This window comes from Novosphingobium pentaromativorans US6-1, assembly GCF_000767465.1.
Classification (GTDB): Bacteria; Pseudomonadota; Alphaproteobacteria; order Sphingomonadales; family Sphingomonadaceae; genus Novosphingobium; species Novosphingobium pentaromativorans.
On sequence record NZ_CP009291.1, the window covers coordinates 1,066,843 to 1,084,055 of the forward strand.

15 protein-coding genes and 1 pseudogene are annotated in these 17,213 nt (G+C 63.0%); 14 read left to right on the forward strand and 2 right to left on the reverse strand.

Annotated features, from left to right (window positions below; translation table 11 throughout):
• The first annotated feature begins 4 nt into the window (after positions 1-4).
• From JI59_RS04925 to JI59_RS04985, 14 genes are all read left to right on the forward strand, one after another.
• Positions 5-748 carry a hypothetical protein gene (locus tag JI59_RS04925; RefSeq protein ID WP_007013887.1) on the forward strand — a complete coding sequence of 248 codons (744 nt, stop codon included), beginning with the start codon at positions 5-7 and terminating at the stop codon, positions 746-748.
• A complete protein-coding gene (gene traC / locus JI59_RS04930; RefSeq protein WP_038575569.1) occupies positions 748-3,294 on the forward strand; it encodes a type IV secretion system protein TraC in 2,547 nt (848 codons plus the stop codon). The genes JI59_RS04925 and traC overlap by 1 nt, the downstream gene beginning before the upstream one ends.
• A gap of 32 nt (positions 3,295-3,326) precedes the next feature.
• A complete protein-coding gene (locus JI59_RS04935) occupies positions 3,327-3,722 on the forward strand; it encodes a hypothetical protein (RefSeq protein WP_007015842.1) in 396 nt (131 codons plus the stop codon).
• Positions 3,719-4,126: a type-F conjugative transfer system protein TrbI gene (locus tag JI59_RS04940; protein WP_013832771.1), complete on the forward strand. Its 408-nt coding sequence runs from the start codon at positions 3,719-3,721 to the stop codon at positions 4,124-4,126. The genes JI59_RS04935 and JI59_RS04940 overlap by 4 nt, the downstream gene beginning before the upstream one ends.
• Positions 4,113-4,637, forward strand: a complete 525-nt coding sequence (locus JI59_RS04945) for a S26 family signal peptidase (protein ID WP_052117799.1) — start codon at positions 4,113-4,115, stop codon at positions 4,635-4,637. The genes JI59_RS04940 and JI59_RS04945 overlap by 14 nt, the downstream gene beginning before the upstream one ends.
• Positions 4,634-5,278 (forward strand): type-F conjugative transfer system protein TraW, encoded by a 645-nt coding sequence (gene traW, locus JI59_RS04950; RefSeq protein WP_007013886.1) that lies wholly within the window; start codon positions 4,634-4,636, stop codon positions 5,276-5,278. Before JI59_RS04945 ends, traW begins: the two co-directional genes overlap by 4 nt.
• Entirely contained in the window at positions 5,275-6,300 is a 1,026-nt protein-coding gene (traU, locus tag JI59_RS04955) for a conjugal transfer pilus assembly protein TraU (protein ID WP_052117841.1), read from the forward strand. Before traW ends, traU begins: the two co-directional genes overlap by 4 nt.
• 621 nt (positions 6,301-6,921) lie before the next feature.
• Positions 6,922-8,073 (forward strand): reverse transcriptase domain-containing protein, encoded by a 1,152-nt coding sequence (locus JI59_RS04960; protein WP_203226084.1) that lies wholly within the window; start codon positions 6,922-6,924, stop codon positions 8,071-8,073.
• Positions 7,998-8,525, forward strand: a complete 528-nt coding sequence (locus JI59_RS27300; RefSeq protein WP_203226085.1) for a group II intron maturase-specific domain-containing protein — start codon at positions 7,998-8,000, stop codon at positions 8,523-8,525. The genes JI59_RS04960 and JI59_RS27300 overlap by 76 nt, the downstream gene beginning before the upstream one ends.
• 50 nt (positions 8,526-8,575) lie before the next feature.
• Positions 8,576-9,286 carry a type-F conjugative transfer system pilin assembly protein TrbC gene (gene trbC / locus JI59_RS04965; RefSeq protein ID WP_007013885.1) on the forward strand — a complete coding sequence of 237 codons (711 nt, stop codon included), beginning with the start codon at positions 8,576-8,578 and terminating at the stop codon, positions 9,284-9,286.
• Positions 9,283-11,004 (forward strand): conjugal transfer protein TraN, encoded by a 1,722-nt coding sequence (locus JI59_RS04970; RefSeq protein WP_007013884.1) that lies wholly within the window; start codon positions 9,283-9,285, stop codon positions 11,002-11,004. Before trbC ends, JI59_RS04970 begins: the two co-directional genes overlap by 4 nt.
• On the forward strand, positions 10,985-11,821 hold the full coding sequence (locus JI59_RS04975) for a conjugal transfer protein TraF (RefSeq protein WP_007013883.1): 837 nt from the start codon (positions 10,985-10,987) through the stop codon (positions 11,819-11,821). The genes JI59_RS04970 and JI59_RS04975 overlap by 20 nt, the downstream gene beginning before the upstream one ends.
• Position 11,822: 1 nt before the next feature.
• Positions 11,823-13,247 (forward strand): conjugal transfer protein TraH, encoded by a 1,425-nt coding sequence (locus JI59_RS04980; RefSeq protein WP_007013882.1) that lies wholly within the window; start codon positions 11,823-11,825, stop codon positions 13,245-13,247.
• 39 nt (positions 13,248-13,286) lie between these two features.
• Complete coding sequence (locus JI59_RS04985) at positions 13,287-15,989, forward strand: conjugal transfer protein TraG N-terminal domain-containing protein (RefSeq protein WP_007013881.1); 2,703 nt, start codon at positions 13,287-13,289, stop codon at positions 15,987-15,989.
• 12 nt (positions 15,990-16,001) lie between these two features.
• Here the strand turns inward: JI59_RS04985 and JI59_RS04990 are convergent.
• Together JI59_RS04990 and JI59_RS04995 are read right to left on the reverse strand one after the other, a co-directional pair.
• Positions 16,002-16,231, reverse strand: a pseudogene (locus JI59_RS04990) (hypothetical protein).
• Between the two features lie 260 nt (positions 16,232-16,491).
• Positions 16,492-17,205 (reverse strand): adenylate/guanylate cyclase domain-containing protein, encoded by a 714-nt coding sequence (locus tag JI59_RS04995; protein WP_007013879.1) that lies wholly within the window; start codon positions 17,203-17,205, stop codon positions 16,492-16,494.
• Positions 17,206-17,213: the final 8 nt, after the last annotated feature.

The window sequence follows — 17,213 nt, forward strand, 5'->3', positions numbered from 1 at the left end:
CGTCATGGGAATTTCCTACCGTATTCTCGCCTCTGCCTGCCTTGCCGTGCTGACCAGCGGCTGCGCCACCTTCGGCACCAATATCGAAGGCGATTTCACCTGCCGTGCTCCCAAGGGCGACTGCGCACCCAGCGAGGTGATCGATGCGCGCGCGACCAGGGATTTGTCCGCGACCGGACCGGTACAGGATAGCCTGCGTCCGCCTGTTTCCGTCGCGTCCGGCGATCAGGGCCGCACCTCCGAGCGGACGCTCAGGATCGTCTTTCCGGCGCACATCGATGAAACTGGAACGCTGCACGACGATGCTGTCGCCTGGGCGGTGGTCGAAAATCCGCGCTGGGCCGCAGAACTGCGCCGCAAGGCAGGCGAGGATACCGCCGCGCCGCTGATGCGGCAGCTCAGGCGCCAACTGAAGGCCGCACAGGCCAAGAGCGATCTCCTGAAGGAAACCACTACCCTTCCCCCGGCCGAACAGCCTGACGCCGAGACGTTCGATCTCGGTCAGCCCTTTCAGCCTTCGTCCTCGCTTGAGGACATCCCCTCTGCCTCGCCGCTGGTCCTCCCCTCCACGGCGCGCGAGGCGGTTGCCGGTGCGAGCGCACCGGCGGTCGAGGGGTTCGACATGGCGCAGCCCCCGCATGATCGAACCCCTCGGCCCTCTGCCGACAAAGCCCCGCTGATCTTCCCGACCATCGAGGCAATCGAGGCCGCCAAGAACGCCGCCAAGGCACAGAAGGAGCCCAAGTGATGGCCGAGAAACTCAAGACTATAGTTGACAGGCTCCTTACCGGGCTTCTGGGCGATGCCGAGCACGCTGAACATGACCGGCCTGCCTTGATGCTCGATCTGCTGTCGGACTGGCTCCCTTACCGGGTCTATGATCCGACGAGCCGGCTCTATTTCAACGCGCGCTCGAAAGGCTTCGTGCTTTCGGTTACCCCTCTGATCGGGGCGGACGAACGCACCGGCGAGATCCTCGGGTCCTTCTTCTCCGAGGGGCTTCCGGCAGGCGCTTGCCTCCAGGTCCTGCATCTCGCCTCTCCGCGCATCAGCCGGATCGTCGCACCCTGGTTTGCGCCGCGCTATGTCCAGGGCGGCGTCTACGAGGCGATTGCCCGACACCGTGCGCGTCGGCTCTACGGCCTTGTCTGGGAATCGGGCTCGCAGGATGCGCCCTTCCACGCCCGGCACCATCAGGTCATCGTTTCAGTCGGCGTGCCTGCCGCCAAGGCGGTCAGCAATGAGGATCTCAAGCAGACCCGCGACGGCCTTATTGCCATGCTGAAATCGCTCAATCTGGGCGTGGCCGAAGTCCAGCCCCAGCAACTGATCGCGATCATCGACGACCTGACTTCGCCGACCACCGCGCCGCAGGACGATGCCGTGCCCTATAATCCGAACGACGCGATCGCGGCCCAGGCGATCCGGCACGATATAGAGCTCGTCATCCACGAAGACCGGATGCGGCTCGTCACCGAGCGGTTTCGTGCGACGGGCAAGATCGAAGACGGCGTTCCCGAGATCGGCACAGTCTACCCCGATGCCTTCGACGTGCGGCATTTTTCCTCGCGCAACATGCCCCAGCGCTGGGCGCCGTGGGAATGCGCGCGGCTCATTGGCGACATGTTCACCGACAAGCTGCGCTTCCCCTGTCCGGCGGCGACGATGCTGTGCCTGGTCTATCCCGACCAGGAAGCCGCTTCGGCCAAGGCCGGCTTCAAATTCATGCGCACGACGAGCCTTGCCGGAACGCGCAGCGCGCGTTTCCTGCCCCGCATCGGCGAGCAGGCGGCCGAGTGGCAGCATGTGCAGTCCGAGCTGCAGGAAGGCCGCCGTTTGGTGCGGGTCTTCTATGGCCTGACGACCTACTCCCCGCTCGGCCGCGGGGACCGCGACGAACGCGCGATCAAGTCGATCTACAAGGCGGCGGGCTGGGATCTTGCCGATGAGCGCTATCTGCAGATCCAGGGGCTGCTGGCGGCCATGCCGATGACGCTGGCCGATGGGCTTGGCGCGGACATGGAGCGCCTCAAGCGCTTCAAGACCGTGCTCTCGACGACAGCGGCCAATATTGCTCCCATGCAGGGCGAGTATCTCGGCAGCGTCCATCCGCACCTGCTGTTCGTGGGCCGGCGCGGCCAGCCCTTCTTCTGGTCGCCGTTCGAGAACGATGCGGGCAACCACAATGTCGCGATCTGCGGCAAGTCGGGATCGGGGAAGTCAGTGCTGCTCCAGGAAATGTGCGCGGCGCTGCGCGGCGCTGGCGCGCAGGTCGTGGTCATCGACGACGGGCGCAGCTTCGAGCATTCGGTGAAGCTGCAAGGCGGCCGGTTCGTCGAGTTCACGATGAAGGCGGGCTTCTGCCTCAATCCGTTCTCGATGATCGACGGCGAGCGCGCGGCCGAAGACGAGGATTACCGGCTCGACTGCTTCGGCATGGTCAAGGCCATTGTCGGCCAGATGGCGCGGCACAGCGCAAAGCTCAATGACACCGAGCGCGGCCTGATCGATCGGGCGGTCAACATGGTCTGGAGCGAACGGGGCGTCGATGCCTCTATCACCGGCGTCGGCGAAGCACTGGCCGGTCTCGGCAATGAAGCCGCGAGCGATCTCGCCACCGCGCTTGCTCCATACATGACCGGCGGCACCTATGGCGCGTTCTTCGAAGGCCAGGCGAGCCTCGATCTCGACACCGATTTCACCGTCTTCGAGATGTCGGACCTTGCCACCCGCGAGGAACTGCGCAGCGTCGTTCTCTCAGCGATCATGTTCATGACCAGCCAGGCCATGACCCGCAGCCCGCGCTCGGTGAGGAAGCTGCTCTTGATCGATGAGGCGTGGTCGATGCTCAAGGGCGGCTCGATGGGCGAGTTCGTCGAAACCTATGCCCGCACCTGCCGCAAATATGGCGGGGCGCTGGCAACCGCGACGCAGTCACTCAACGACTATTACAAGTCTGATGGGGCGACCGCTGCGCTGGAAAACAGCGACTGGATGCTGATCCTCCAGCAGAAGCCCGAGACGATCGCCGATTTCAAGGCGTCGAAGCGCCTCGACATGGACGACCGCACCGAGACCCTGATCCGCAGCCTGAAGCGTTCGGGCAGCGATTATTCGGAAGTCTTCATCAAGGGCCCGGAGACCGAAGCCATCGGTCGGCTCGTCCTCGACGACTATTCGGCGACGCTGTTTTCAAGCTCGCCCCAGACCTTTGCCGCGATCGATGCCGAAGTTGCGCGCGGCCATCAGCTTGCCGACGCGATCGAACGGATCGCCTTTGCCAATCGCACCTGACTTCTCCCTCCATCCAAGGACATCCAAAACCGATGCCACTCCATCTCGTCACGCCGATCGACCGGGCCCAGGATGCCCGTGCCGACAGCGACAGCCTCGATCTGCCGGTCAAGGGCTGGCGCTCCCATGCCGCCGACCTTTGCTACATCGTGCTTCGCGGCAGCACCTTCCTCGCCTCGAGCTACCTCATGGCGCTCGGACTTCCGCTGTTCTTCTTCCTTCTGATTTCCGGCGGAGATGCCGGGGTCTTCTTCGCCCATCTCGCCAATATTTCGGACCGTTTTCTCGGCGCCGAGCAAGGCCGCCAGATCGGCTTCCTCGACGAGTTCAAGTTCGTCCTCATCGGTGTCGCAACGCTCGTCGTGGTCTGGCGCCTGCCGCGCTTCATCAACGATCTCGAGCGCGAGCTTTCGGGAGACAAGCTGTGAAGAACATATTGGCAACACATTCCCTGCGCGGCCGCATGGGTGCGGTGAACTGGACCGCCGTCGCGCTCGGTTTGAGCATGGTTGGCTCGGCGCTCTGGGGCGTCTGGGCCACCGACAAGCTGCTCGCGCTCGACAAGCGCGAAGTGGTGACCGTGCAGCTGAGCCGCATCATGGGCGACTTCATCGAAGCCGAAGCGCGCGCAGGCCGACCGCCCGAAGAAACCAAGATGCGCGTCCAGGCCTACCTCCAGGCGGTCGAAGCCTCGGTCGAACATCTGGGCCGCGAGGGCCGCACGGTCCTTGTCGCCGAAGCGGTGGTGGCCGGCAGCACGCCTGATCTCACCGAAGCCGTGCGCGCCGATGTCGCGCGCCGCGTGGGAGCCATTCCCGATGCGCGCCGCTGATCTTGTCCTCCACTCGCCAACCGGGCGGCGCCTCGCGCTGTGGGCAGGGCTTGGCGCGGCAGCGCTTGCGCTCACCTCGCTCGCCGCTTTCTCGAAGGACCATGCCCTGATGATCAACGCCAGTCCGAGCCTGCCTTACTGGGCGATTTGGCTCGATCGCGGCGCGCTGCCGCAGCGCGGCGAGATCATCCTGTTCGATCCGCCCGCCTCGCCGCTGCTCGAAAGGCACTTCGGCAAGAAGCCCAAGCCGTTCGGCAAGAAGGTGAGCGGAATGCCCGGCGACATCGTGACCGAGAAGGAGCGCAGCTTCTTCGTCAATGGCCGCAAGGTTGCGGTAGCCAAGCGCGCAAGCCGTTTCGGCGAGCCGCTGGCGCTCGGTCCGACAGGCGTGGTGCCTCAAGGCTGCTATTTCGTCACCACCGCGCACAAGGACGGCTTCGACAGCCGCTATGCGGCGATCGGGTGGATCTGCGCCAGGCGCATTCTCGGGGTCGGGAGGCCGATCCTGTGACACCGCTGCGCGCCGCCCCATTCCTCGTAGCCGGTCTTCTGATGGCCGCGCCGGCAAGCGCCCGCGACTACGGCCAGCAAGGCACGGTCTGGTCCGTGATCGAGCCTGACCTGCTCGAGCAAATCCATGCGCGTCTCACCCATCTCGAGAAGACCGGCGAGACGGCCAAGCTGGGCGAGGAGCTGAAGCGGCGCACGATCGCGCGGGTCAACCGCCCTGAGCCGGTCGCGGGGATTGATTCGGCGGCGGCGGCGCGCAGCTGGCGTTTCGATCCGACGATCAGCGTCGAGCGCGACATTGCCGACGACAAGGGCCGGGTGATCGTGGCGGCCGGAACACGAGTCAATCCGCTCGACACCGTACCGCTGCGTGTGCCGCTCGTCTTCCTCGACGGCGATGATCCTGAGCAGCTTGCCTGGGCAACCCGGCGCTATGCCAGCACCAGGGCCAAACTCATCCTCGTGCGCGGCGCGCCGCTCGAACTGATGAAGGCCCGCCAGCGCCGCTTCTATTTCGACCAGGGCGGCAACCTCGTGAAGCACTTCGGCATCCGCGCCGTGCCCGCAACCGTCGAGCAGCAGGGCCGCGTGCTCATCATCACCGAGCAGCCGGTTCGACCCAAGGAGCGTGCATCGTCATGAGCAGAAAAAATCGTGTTCTCACATGGATATGCTGCGCGCTCCTTGCCTGCAGTCTCAGCCTTGCTGCGGCTTCGCCAGCGCAGGCATCTGCCGGTCCGGGCCGCTGCACGGGCAAGTTCGTCAATCCGATCACCGACATCTGCTGGTCGTGCCTGTTTCCGATTTCGGTTGGCGGCCTGAAGATCTGGCCGTCGAGCCGTCCCGATACGAGCAATCCGACGCTTCCCGTTTGCCTCTGCGGTTTGCGACCGGGCATCGCCATGGGCTTCTGGGAGCCGGTGCGGCTTGCCGACGTCAGCATGAAGCCCTGGTGCTTCGTCAATCTCGGCGGGATGAAACTCGATCCCGGCTTCGACATCGGGTTCAAGTCGATGGCGGGACCTTCGGCCGTGGGCGGCGCGACGCAGTACAATTCGCAGTGGCATGTCCACTGGTATGCCTATCCGCTGATCTACTGGATGGAAATCGTTGCCGACTTCCTGTGCCTCGAGCAGGGCTCGGTCGACATTCTCTACATCACCGAGATCGATCCGCTCTGGCAGGACAGCGAACTTACCGCGATCATCAATCCCGAAGCGGTTCTCTTCGCCAATCCGCTCGCGCTTGCAGCCTGTGCGGCTGACTGCGTAGCTGCGACGGCAAAGCTCCCGACCGACGAACTCTTCTGGTGCGCGGGATGCCAGGGCAGCATGTATCCTCTGAATGGCAATGTCTCGGCGACGATCGGGCATGTCCAGGCATCGCGGCTCGCCCTCGCGCGCTTCTCCTACAAGCTCCACCGCGAACTCGTTGCCTGGGGCACGATGGGAAGCAAGGGGCTTTGCGGCAAGTATCTGATGCCGGTGATGAGGAAGCAGCAATACCGCTTCCAGGCCACCAATCCCAATCCGCAGACCAAGGGCCGCTACGCCTGCGCGCCCATTGGCGCCTCCACCACCTTCATGTCGGCAGGTCAGGTCTATCCCGCCATCGGCGAGGACATGGGCTATCTGGTCTGGCGCAAACGGAACTGCTGCGCGTGAGCGCCGTGACGGCGCAGAAAGGAAATATGTATGTAATACAACAACATATCCTTTCATCGTCTTGCTGACGAATGACCGGTGGCTGCGATGCCACCCCACCCGGCGGAAGGAGTCGGGGCGGAAGGGGGTCTCCAAGGTTTGCCGCGTTCCGGCGGTCGGCCTCAGAGCAGGAGACCTGAACTGTACCGGATGCGGCCCGTCAGCCGCAGGCCGGGCTACCACAGGATCTATGGTGAGATACAAGCGAATGACGTGTCTGAAGCCTCTTTATTTACAGTTGAACTCCCGATCACCTGACGGGGTGGGGAAATCGCGGTGTGAACCGGTTGGCGTGTTGCGCTGCCTTCTGGTGGGTGCTCGCAGAGCACTCGTGTGCGGGTCGTCCTTTCTTGTCCGCACGCCCGAGCCGCAAGGGGTTAAGCGTCGCACCTACGGGTCCAAGGTTGATCGTCGGAACACGGGAACCATCATCGCCCGCCTGCTTCGGAGCAGGCTATCCGCGGAGACCGGGGATGGGCGCTGGTGGGGCGGAGCCTGCGTAGTAGTCCGAGGGCGGGAAAGCCGTCCACATGGCGAAGGCAGGCAGGAAGCCGGTGGGCTGTCATGACGGAGGAACTACCAGTGGACTCTGGTAATCAGGCCGCACAGGTCTGGCTCCTCGGCGTTCAGCGAAAGCTCTACCAGTGGAGTCGGGAACACCCCGAAGAACCATACTGCGACTTGTGGAATTGGGTAACCGATCCCCGCAATCTGCAGATGGCCTGGAAAACGATTGCCGGTAATCGCGGCAAGCGCACTCCGGGAGTCGACGGGGAGACCGTAGCGAGAATTGCATCCGGTATTGGTGCCATGGAATTTCTGCGGAAGCTTCGCGAGGAGCTTCGGTCGGGCGGCTACCGCCCGTCCCCTGCACGCAGGAAATGGATCGCCAAGCCGGGCAAACCGGGGAAGTTCCGACCCCTCGGTATCCCTACAGTCAAGGATCGCGTGGTGCAGTGCGCGGTCAAGCAAGTACTGGAGCCGATCTTCGAGGCCCGGTTCTGGCCAGTCTCTTACGGGTTCCGGCCCGGACGGGGCAGTCAGGCCTGCCTTGAACATATCCGTGTGACCATCCAGTCGCGGGGCAGACCTGCGGCTGACGGTCGCCGACACAAAGCGCCGTACCAATGGGTAATCGAAGGCGACATTGAGGGCTGCTTCGACAATATCGGACATCACCCGCTGATGGAACGCGTGCGCCACGGCGTCGCGGACCGCAAGGTGAACCGGTTGCTCGTGCAGTTCCTCAAGGCCGGGGTTCTCGAGGATGTTTCGTACAGCCCGACAGACACCGGCACGCCGCAAGGTGGAGTGCTCTCACCGCTGCTGGCCAACATCGCGCTTGGCGTGATCGAGGAACGGTATCGGGACTGGGTAAAACGCCCCGAGGACCCACAGCTGAAATCCGATGGGATAAGGCTGGCGGCAATCAGGCGCGACAAGGATCGCAAGGCCGGGCGACCGGTCTTCTATCCCGTCCGCTATGCCGATGACTTCCTGATCTTCGTGTCGGGAACGGAAGCTGACGCTCTTGCCGAAAAGCAGGCGCTGGCAACCTACCTGCACGAAGCGATGGGTCTGACGCTCTCGCCCGAGAAGACGCGCATCACCGCGCTGACCGAGGGCTGTCGATTCCTTGGATGCCGCGTGAGGCTCAAATGGGACAAGCGGTTCGGGCTGCACGCCCGCATCGAAATCCCGCGCGAGCCGATCAACGGATTCAGGATACGGTAAATCAACTGGCCCGACGGCAGACGCTTCGGCGTTCGCTCAAGGCCATGCTTCAGGAACTCAATCCATACCTTCGCGGGTGGTCTGCCTACTACCGCTACTGCGTGGGGGCGAAGTCGATCTTCGCCAGTCTCGACTGGCATGTGCGGCAACGTCTCTGGCTGTGGCTGCGGGCCAAGCACAAACGTGTCCCCGGGAGGAAAATCGCATCGTGGCGCAGGCCGGGCATCGCCCATCCGGGCAGCAAGGTCTGGGCTGAAGGCAGCACGGAGCAATTCTTGATGAGCTACGTGCCAGTTCGGAGGTTCGATCTCAAATGGATGAAGAAACCCGAGTACGCCAAGGCTTCTGGAGAGCCGGATGCACAACGAAAGGTGCACGTCCGGTTCGGAGAGAAGGCGTGGGAAACTGGGCGTGGAGACACGCCGCAGCGCCCACGTCTTACTCTACTATGAAAATACTCCCTCATCTCCTTGTAATTGCGTCTATCACTTGCGCCGCCGCCATGGCGGGAGCCGCAGCGCAGACGAGCGAGCCAGAGCTCGATCTCGAAGCGATACGCGCCCGCGCCAAGGTCGAGGCGAGCGAAGTCGATGCGCTTGCCGCCAGTGCCCGCGCGCGCGCCGAAGCGGTCCTTAGCCAAGCCAATGCCAGCGCCGCCGAAGCCCAGGCGCACGGCAAGCGCTACACCGAGCAGGCGGCAAGAACCGCGCGGCCAGAAAGCGAGGACGTCTTCGACTTCGACAAGATGGTGGCCGACGCGGGCACCATGGCCAGCGAGGGCTTGGGTGAAGCACCCCGCTTCATCGCCTTCGCTTCGCTCTCGATGCCGCCGGCGGCCTTGCGCACCATGGCGGACGACGTCGCCCGTGCAGGCGGTGTGGTCGTGCTTCGCGGGCTGCCAGGAGGCAGCGCCAAGACCCTGACTGCGGCGCTCGCGAGAGTCGCAGCGGACGGCGGCAAGCTCGACGCGGTCGGCATCGATCCGCGCCTGTTTCGCGCCTTCGGGATCGAGGCGGTCCCCACCTATGTGGTGAGCAGCAGCGATTTCGATCTCTGCGATGGCTTCGAGTGCCGGACCCAGGTTCCGCCCCACGACCGGATGAGCGGCAATGTCAGCGTGTCCTATGCGCTCGAAACCTTCGCGCAAGGCGGTGGTCCCGGCGCCCTCCTCGCCTCCCAGCATCTTGCCCGCCTGCAACGGAGTGACCCATGAAGCGGCTTCTCCTTCCCCTTCTCTATCTCGCCTGCGCCTGTCTGCCGGCAAGCGTCTCGGCCCAAACCACGAGCGATGCCGCCAAGGCAGACGGCAAGGCGTTCGGGCGCGATCAGGCGGCCGCTGCGCAGAGCGCGGCGACGACCGACCCGGATGCAAACCGCGTTCCCAATTTCGGGGGAGTGCCGAACCAGTCGGGCTATTTCGACGATCCCGACCGGATGGCGCGTGAAGCCGCGAGCCAGGCAACGGCGAACACCGGCTACCGGACCATGCGCGATTCGATGGATCGCCGTGCGCAGTTCGCGCCCCAGGACCTCGACGCGGTTGTCGCGCGCAGCAATGTCATCAACGACGATCCGCTCTCCTACACGAGCGGCATGAGCATCAGCGGGAGCCAGGGCCGCTGCGTCCCCCTGCCTCCGGGAACCGGCACCGCAGCGCGCTACATGGCGACCTGCAATGTCGGCTATACCGCAACCCAAGAGACCAGATCCTGCCCGGTGACGCTGAATGCCACGATCGAGCAGCGGCAGGTCTATGGCTACTACTGCGTCGGCGGGAGCGGCGTCGATCCGGCGTCGATCTACAATTGCAATCGCTACCCGGCGCCGCAGTGCACGGTCACGCAGTCCTATCCGATCAATCTGTGCGATCCCTATCTCGGCATCTACTGGGGCTGCAACTCGGGCGACCTGCGCGTCGATCTCGTGAGCTGCACCGCGCCGATCGATGGCGCGACGCCCTACACCGTGACCGGCGAGAACGTCGTCACGACGAGCCGCGATGAAAGCCAGTGCGCGAGCCTTGCTGCGGACAATTCATGCCAGCAGGACACCGAGACCTGCACCGACAGCGATCCCGTCACCCGGATCGTCGATGGCATCGCGGTCACCCAGCCCTGCTGGGCATGGTCAAGCAGCTATACCTGCGCCGAACTTACGCAAGCCCAGGACTGCCAGACGCTGGAAAGCACGCCCGGCTGCTCGCTGGTGCGCGAAGACTGCCTTTCGGGTGAGCCCTGTCGGACCTGGGAGCGGGTCTATGATTGCCCGGTCCCGGACCAGCCTGCCGATACCAGCCAGTTCATCTGCGACGGCGACGTCTATTGCATCGATGGCTCGTGTGAGACGATCGAGCGCGAGGCCAATGACGAGTTCAAGGACGCGGTTGTCGCGCTCAACGCGATGGATCAGGCACGGCGCGAGTTCGATCCCGACACGCTCACCCTGTTTAAGGGCACGCGCAATAGCTGCTCGTCCAAGGTCTTCGGCGTGCTCAATTGCTGCAAGGGCAAGGGTTTCCCGCTCATTCCGGGTATCCAGCTGCTTGTCGCTCTCGGCTGCAGCCGCGAGGAAATGCTGCTTCACCAGCGCGATGCGCAAGGTCTGTGCGCTTATGTCGGGACCTATTGCTCGGACAGCTTCCTGGGCGTCTGCCTCACCAAGAAGAAGGTCTATTGCTGCTTTGAATCCAAGCTCTCGCGGATCCTGCAGGAGCAGGGCCGCCAGCAGCTGAACAAGCCCTGGGGCAAGCCCAAGACCGAGCAGTGCCTTGGCTTTACCATCGACGAGTTTTCGCGGCTCGATCTCTCGAAGATGGATTTTAGCGAGGTCTACGCCGAATTCACCGACGCCGCGCGCCTGCCCGACGAGCTCCAGGCCGCCACCGAAATCCAGCAGAAAATCGAGGACTATTATGCCCGCGCCAGCCAATAAGGCCGCCCGGCGGCTGCTTGCCGCCTTCCTCTCGCTCACCGCTGTTGCGCCCGCGCTCAGTGCTCCGGCACGCGGGCAGGAACCGCCGCTGGTCACGACCAGCGACAGCCAGGACAGCTTCTACTGCGAGGAGCGACGCCTTGGTTACTGGTTCTATTGCACCAGGCCCAAGCCGCCCGAAGGGCAGGAGGAGACATCCGAGCCTGCTCCGAGTGCGACGAGCCAGCTCGATGCCATCACCGCAAATCTGCGCGAACTGAAAGCCAAGGCGATCCTTGAGCCGACGCCGGCCAATGTGACGGCCTATATCCGCTTCCAGCGCGCCCAGCTCGACCGGGCATCGCTATTCAGCGATGTCTGGCAGCGGGCGATCTGGCAGGATCCTGATCTCGACTACACGCTCCAGCGGCCAGTCTCGACGCTTGGCAAGCGCCAGTGGCAGGACTCGCGCAATGCCGAACGCAATGCGGTGATGGCGCAGATCTCTGAACGCTACGGGCTGTTCTACTTCTTCGCCCAGAGCTGCGGCGCCTGCGAAGTCATGTCGCCGATCGTCCAGAGCGTCGCTTCGACCTGGCACATCGCGGTGCGCGCGATTTCGACCGACGGCGGCCCCTCACGCCATTTCCCGAATTACACGGTCGAGACCAATCAGCGCAGCCGCATGGGGCTCGAGCCCAAGGTCACGCCGGCGGTGGTGCTCTGGGATGCCGCCAAGGGCCAGCCCATCCCGATCGGCTACGGCGTGATGAGTGCCGACGAGCTTCAGGACCGCATTTACCTCCTCACATCGAAGGAAGCCGGACGTGACTACTAGGATGAAACGTGCCGTCGCCGCGATCCTCGCGGCCACCCTACCCCTTACGAGTGCATCGGCCGATGTCGGCAGTTCGATGGATTCGTTCCTCAATGATGTTGGCGGCGCCGCCAACGTCAACGGGCCAACCGCGTTCGAGGGTCAGTCGGCAGGCTATTACAGCCTCGGCAACGTCTGGACGCGCTTCCCGCAGAAGACGACCAACATCGCCAATCTGCAATTGCCGCGCGCCCGTGCGGGCTGCGGCGGAATCGACATCTTCGCCGGATCCTTCAGCTTCATCAACGCGAGCGAGATCGTCGCGATGCTGAAGGCTGTCGCCAACAATGCGGTCGGCTTTGCTTTCAGCCTGGCGATCGACACAGTTTGCCCGGAATGCTCGAAGATCATGCAGGAGTTCAGCCAGAAGGCTCAGCTCATGAACAACCTCAACATTAACTCCTGCGAAATGGCGCAGGGGCTGGTGGGCGGCATCTGGCCCAAGGGCGATCTGGCCGACAAGGCCATCTGCGAAGCGATCGGCAATTCGGAAGGCATCTTCACCGACTATGCAGCCGCCAAGCACGGGTGCGGCACCAAGGGCCAGCGGTCGAGCACGACGGCGCAGGGTTCGGGCAAATATGACGACGTCAATCCCGCCGTGGCGAGAAACTACACCTGGACGATCCTCAAGAAGTCCGCGTTCTTCTCGCCGAATGGCACCTTCGACGAGGAACTCGCCGAATATGCAATGACGCTGCTCGGCACGATCATCTATGTCCCGCCCAGGGATGATGAGCCGGGCAAGTTCGTGCCGATCGTCGGGGAAGCGTCCTCGACGCTGGTCACTTCTCTGCTCGATGGGACGAGCAACGGGAACGTCCTGATCTTCGACTGCGACGAGCCGGACAAGTGCCTTGATCCAGGCTTCAAGTCGCTCAGCCTTCCCGCGTCCAAGGCGCTGCGCCCGCGCGTTGCGGCCCTGATTGCCGGCATGATCCAGGCGATCCATGAGGATACCGCGATCACCGATGCACAGAAAGAGCTGCTCCAGGTCGCTTCGATCCCGCTCTACAAGATCCTGACGGTCCAGGCGGCCTATGGCCGCGGCATGCCGACCGACGATCGCGAGACACTGGCGGAGATCGCGAGCGTCGATCTTCTCTTCGCCGTCCTCGACCGGATCGTCAGCGAAGCGGGCCGCTCGATGTCGAGCTTCATCGGCGCGGACGAGGCCAAGATCGCGATGTGGCAGGGCCAGGTGAATGTCGTCAGGCAGGCACTCGCCGACAGGCAGGCGAACACGCATTTGAAGGTCAATGCCATCATGCAGATCATCGAGAAAACCGCGTTCATCGAGAACGTGCTCGCCGCCTCGATGTCGCCGGGCATGGCCGCCTCGCTCGACTGGTCGCGCGGTGTGCAGTCGCGCGCCCTTACCCACTGATCCCTTTCATCGCGCCGAAAGCGGCGGGAGCCCAGCATCATGGTCGAGATTTTCACAGTTGGCGGCGGCGACTACCTGGTCAATGTCTTTCAGGCGGTCGCCGCCTGGACGGGCAGTGGGGGCTACAAGAGCCTCCTGCAGGTCGTCATGGTCATGGGGCTTGGCCTCTCCGCCATTACGCTGGCGTTCAATCAGGACTGGCGGGCCTGGATCAACTGGTTCCTGGGCGCGACGCTGATCTATTCCTGCCTGATGGTGCCGCGGCTCGACGTCCATGTGACCGACCGGCTTAACCCCAGTCTCGCTCCCGCCAATGTCAGCAATGTGCCGCTGGGGCTTGCACTGATGGCGAGCTTCACGAGCCAGGTCGGCGACTACCTGACTGGCTCGGCCGAGGTGGTGTTCGGGCTGCCGGGCGATCTCAACTACTCGAAGAATGGCATGATCTATGGCGCACGGCTCTACGATGCCACGCGCTCCTTGCGCATTTCCGACCCGGAATTTGCGGCCAATCTCGACGAGCACTTCCGGCAATGCGTCTTCTACGACGTGCTGCTTGGCCGCTATTCGATGAAGGAGCTCGCCGAGACCAGCGACATCTGGACGACCATTGCGCCCGGCAGTCAGGCGCGGGCCCAGCGCTTCCTGACCCGCGACACCGGGACCGGTCAGGTGACATCCAATATCATCACCTGCCGCGAAGCCTATGATGCGCTGAACGCGCAGTGGGCCGGTTTGATCGACGGCATGGGGACGGTCTTCGGACGCCAGCTCTATCCCAACCAGACCGCCGCCCTCGCCAAGGCCAAGCTTTTTGCTGACCTGCCGGTGGCTTACCAGTACCTCACCGGGGTCTCGGCCAATGCGACCGAGATCTTCAAGCAGACGCTGACGATCAACGCGATGAGCCAGGCCATGCATTCAATGGCGGCCACGAGCGGCGCGGGCAACATCGACGTCTACGCCCAGACGCGCGCCGATATCCAGACCGAGCGGACCTATGGCTCGATTGCCAGCAACGCGATGAAATGGGTACCGCTCTTGAATGTTGTGCTGACCGTGCTGTTCTACGCCCTGTTTCCGGTCCTCTTCCCGCTGTTCCTGCTGCCCAAGACCGGGCCGCTGGCACTCAAGGGCTATGTGACAGGCTTCTTCTACCTGGCGGCCTGGGGACCACTGTTCGTAATCCTGCACATGATGCTGATGTACAAGGGGGCCTCGGACATGAGCGCGGTTGCTGGAAGCAATGGCCTGAGCCTCGCGAGCTTCACCGGCATGGCCGATGTGAACAGCGATATCGGGCTGCTCGCAGGCTATCTCATCGCCTCGGTGCCGTTTCTGGCCGGCGGCGTGGCCAAGGGCGCCATGGCGATTTCGCACCATGCGACAAGCTATCTCAATCCGAGCCAGAACGCTGCCGAGGAAGCGGCGCGCGAGGCAAGCACAGGCAACGTCTCGCTGGGCAATACGAGCTTTGAGAATTCGAGCGTTCTGACGCGTCAGTTCGCACAAGGGACAATCGCACCAAGCTTCACCTATGGCGCGGCGCAGACCCGCACGTTCAGCGATACGGGCTCGATGACGACGAGTTTCCCCGAAGCCAGCTATGACCAGCTTCCGAACTCGAGCTATCCCTTCACGCCCAGCCTCGGACAGGAGTTCACCTCGCGCCTGTCGACGATGGCATCGCAAGCCCGCTCAAACAGCGAGAGCTATGCGAACATTGCGACGGAATCGACCACCAGCGCGGTCACGAAGTTCCGGGAGCTGCGCAGCCAATTCAGCCGCGGATCGGCTTTCGAGAGCACAACCGGCACATCCAACTCCGACAGCATCCAGACCGCCTTCAACGAGGTCGACCAGGCATCGACAAACCTCCAGCGTCAGTTCGGCCTGTCGCGAAGGGCTGCTGACGACATTTCGACCGCTTGGTTCCTTGGGGGCGAAGCTGGCGCAAATGCTGGCGTTACTAATGGTGTTCTTTCGGCAAACGTAGGAGCGAAAGCTGGCGGTACCCGCACATGGACCGACAGCGATATCGGCATCGCTTCCGAGGACCGCTCACGCATCTTCGGCAGCCTCGCACAGATGTCGGACAGCCGGAACTGGTCGAGCACGCGCGACGGGTTTGTTCGCAGCGTCAGCACCTCGTCGAGTTCCTCGATTTCGTCGACCGCGAGCGGCATGAACGCTTCGCTAACCGAGGCGCAGAGTTACAGCCGCGAAGCGCGGCGGGCTGAAGAACTGGCAAATCGCCTTGAAAGCCAAGCGTCGTTCTTCGAAGGCAACAGCGCCGCAGGCAGCCTCAACCTGTCACAGGCCTACCGCGAATGGGGCTTGGTCGAAATCGAACGCAATCGCGACTTCTACGGCAATGTCCGGTTCGACGACCTGACGTTTCAGCTCAGTCCGGAAGGTCAGGCGCTGCAGGGCAAATTCATCGAAAGCTACGCGGAACAGCTGCGCGACGGGATCGAGGACAGGCTCGTACTGACGTCAGGGCAACCAATCTCTCGCCCGACAGTCTCAGGACCGGGATATGTCCGCAGTCGAGCCCAAATCGGTGGAGGGAGTTCAGGAAGCGTGCCGCAGGTGAACCCAGGCACTATTCACGACGAAGTGCTGCGCGCTCAGGATGCCGGTCGCCAACGGATCCGCGGACCCAGAGGCCGCCTTGATGCGGTTACCAAGGGCGCACAGGGTGCGAGCGCGGAGTCTGCCGATGAAGTGAAGGAATGGTGATCTACAGCCCAATCACCAGAGCCCGAACGAGGCACCTGCCAGGAACAAGAACACCGCCAAGATAACGGTCACACCGACAATTGTGAGCTTCCGCCCCAAGGGTCGGCCCAGGACTTCTTGATCCGATACTCCATCAGGCGATTGTCACGGATCGCTTGATCGAGTTCCGAGAAGCCCTCCCAACATTTTGGGCGCTGTGACTCTGCTGCATCGATATCGAATTTAGTCATGATCGCATTCATCTCGCCTCTCTTGAGAACATAGCAGAAACAGTGTCAGGGGACAGGAAATTCGACAGACGCCGATGGGCTCCTACCATAAGTAGGGCTCTCTCCTCTCGCATGGCGAGTGTTGGGGACGGTCCGGACACTCGACTGGCGTGACGGCCAAGGGCTGGCGCGGTTCACGAGAGCACGGCCCGCAAGGGCGCGGCATTAATCGGCAGGTAGTCGAGGGCGAAACGGGAATTTGCAATGCGGCAATAGTCGGACTGCCACGGGCATCAAGGTTTTCTGATCACCTTGGTCTTGTAGACAGTTTCTTTAACGTCGCCGACTGTGCGTTCGACACCGACCCACATATCTTTGCCGTCGCCATCGTATTTCGCGCTATCAGTGAGCTTCTTATACGAACGCGAGGAAATATAGACGCACCACGGATAGTTCCGCACATCGGAAAGCTTGGCCGAGAATGCCGGTGCTTTTCCTATCCAAATGAGATCGTTATTATTTCTGATGCCAGCGCGAACGGCGCGGGCCACACCCACGTCGATCCCTACGCAGTGGGTGATTTGCAAGTCGTTGTCGCGCACGGATTTAAATTTTTCCCGTGCTTTCGGCGCGATGATCTTTTCAACGACGTAGTCTATCTCTCTCGCGCAGTTCGCAGCGTTGCTGTTTGGCGTGTCTCCGATAAAGACCCCCATCACGCGATCACCGTCGAAGCTGCGAATCTCTCCGCCCCAGGCCCTGATGAGGCGGGTGGCAACGTCAAGATAGGCCCGGATAATCTTCGCCGTCGTTTGCCATTGGCAAACGCGGGCAAGGCGAGACGATCCAGCCAAATCGGCGTAGAGGAACACAGCATCGAGCTTCACGGCACCGTTGCGGAGCGTCACGCTGTCGGAATCCGGCACGGTACGACCCTCGCGCTCATCCCAGGCGACGGAAAAAATGTCATCGACGGAATCGCTCAACGTATCGACGAAAGAAGACATTCGGACCT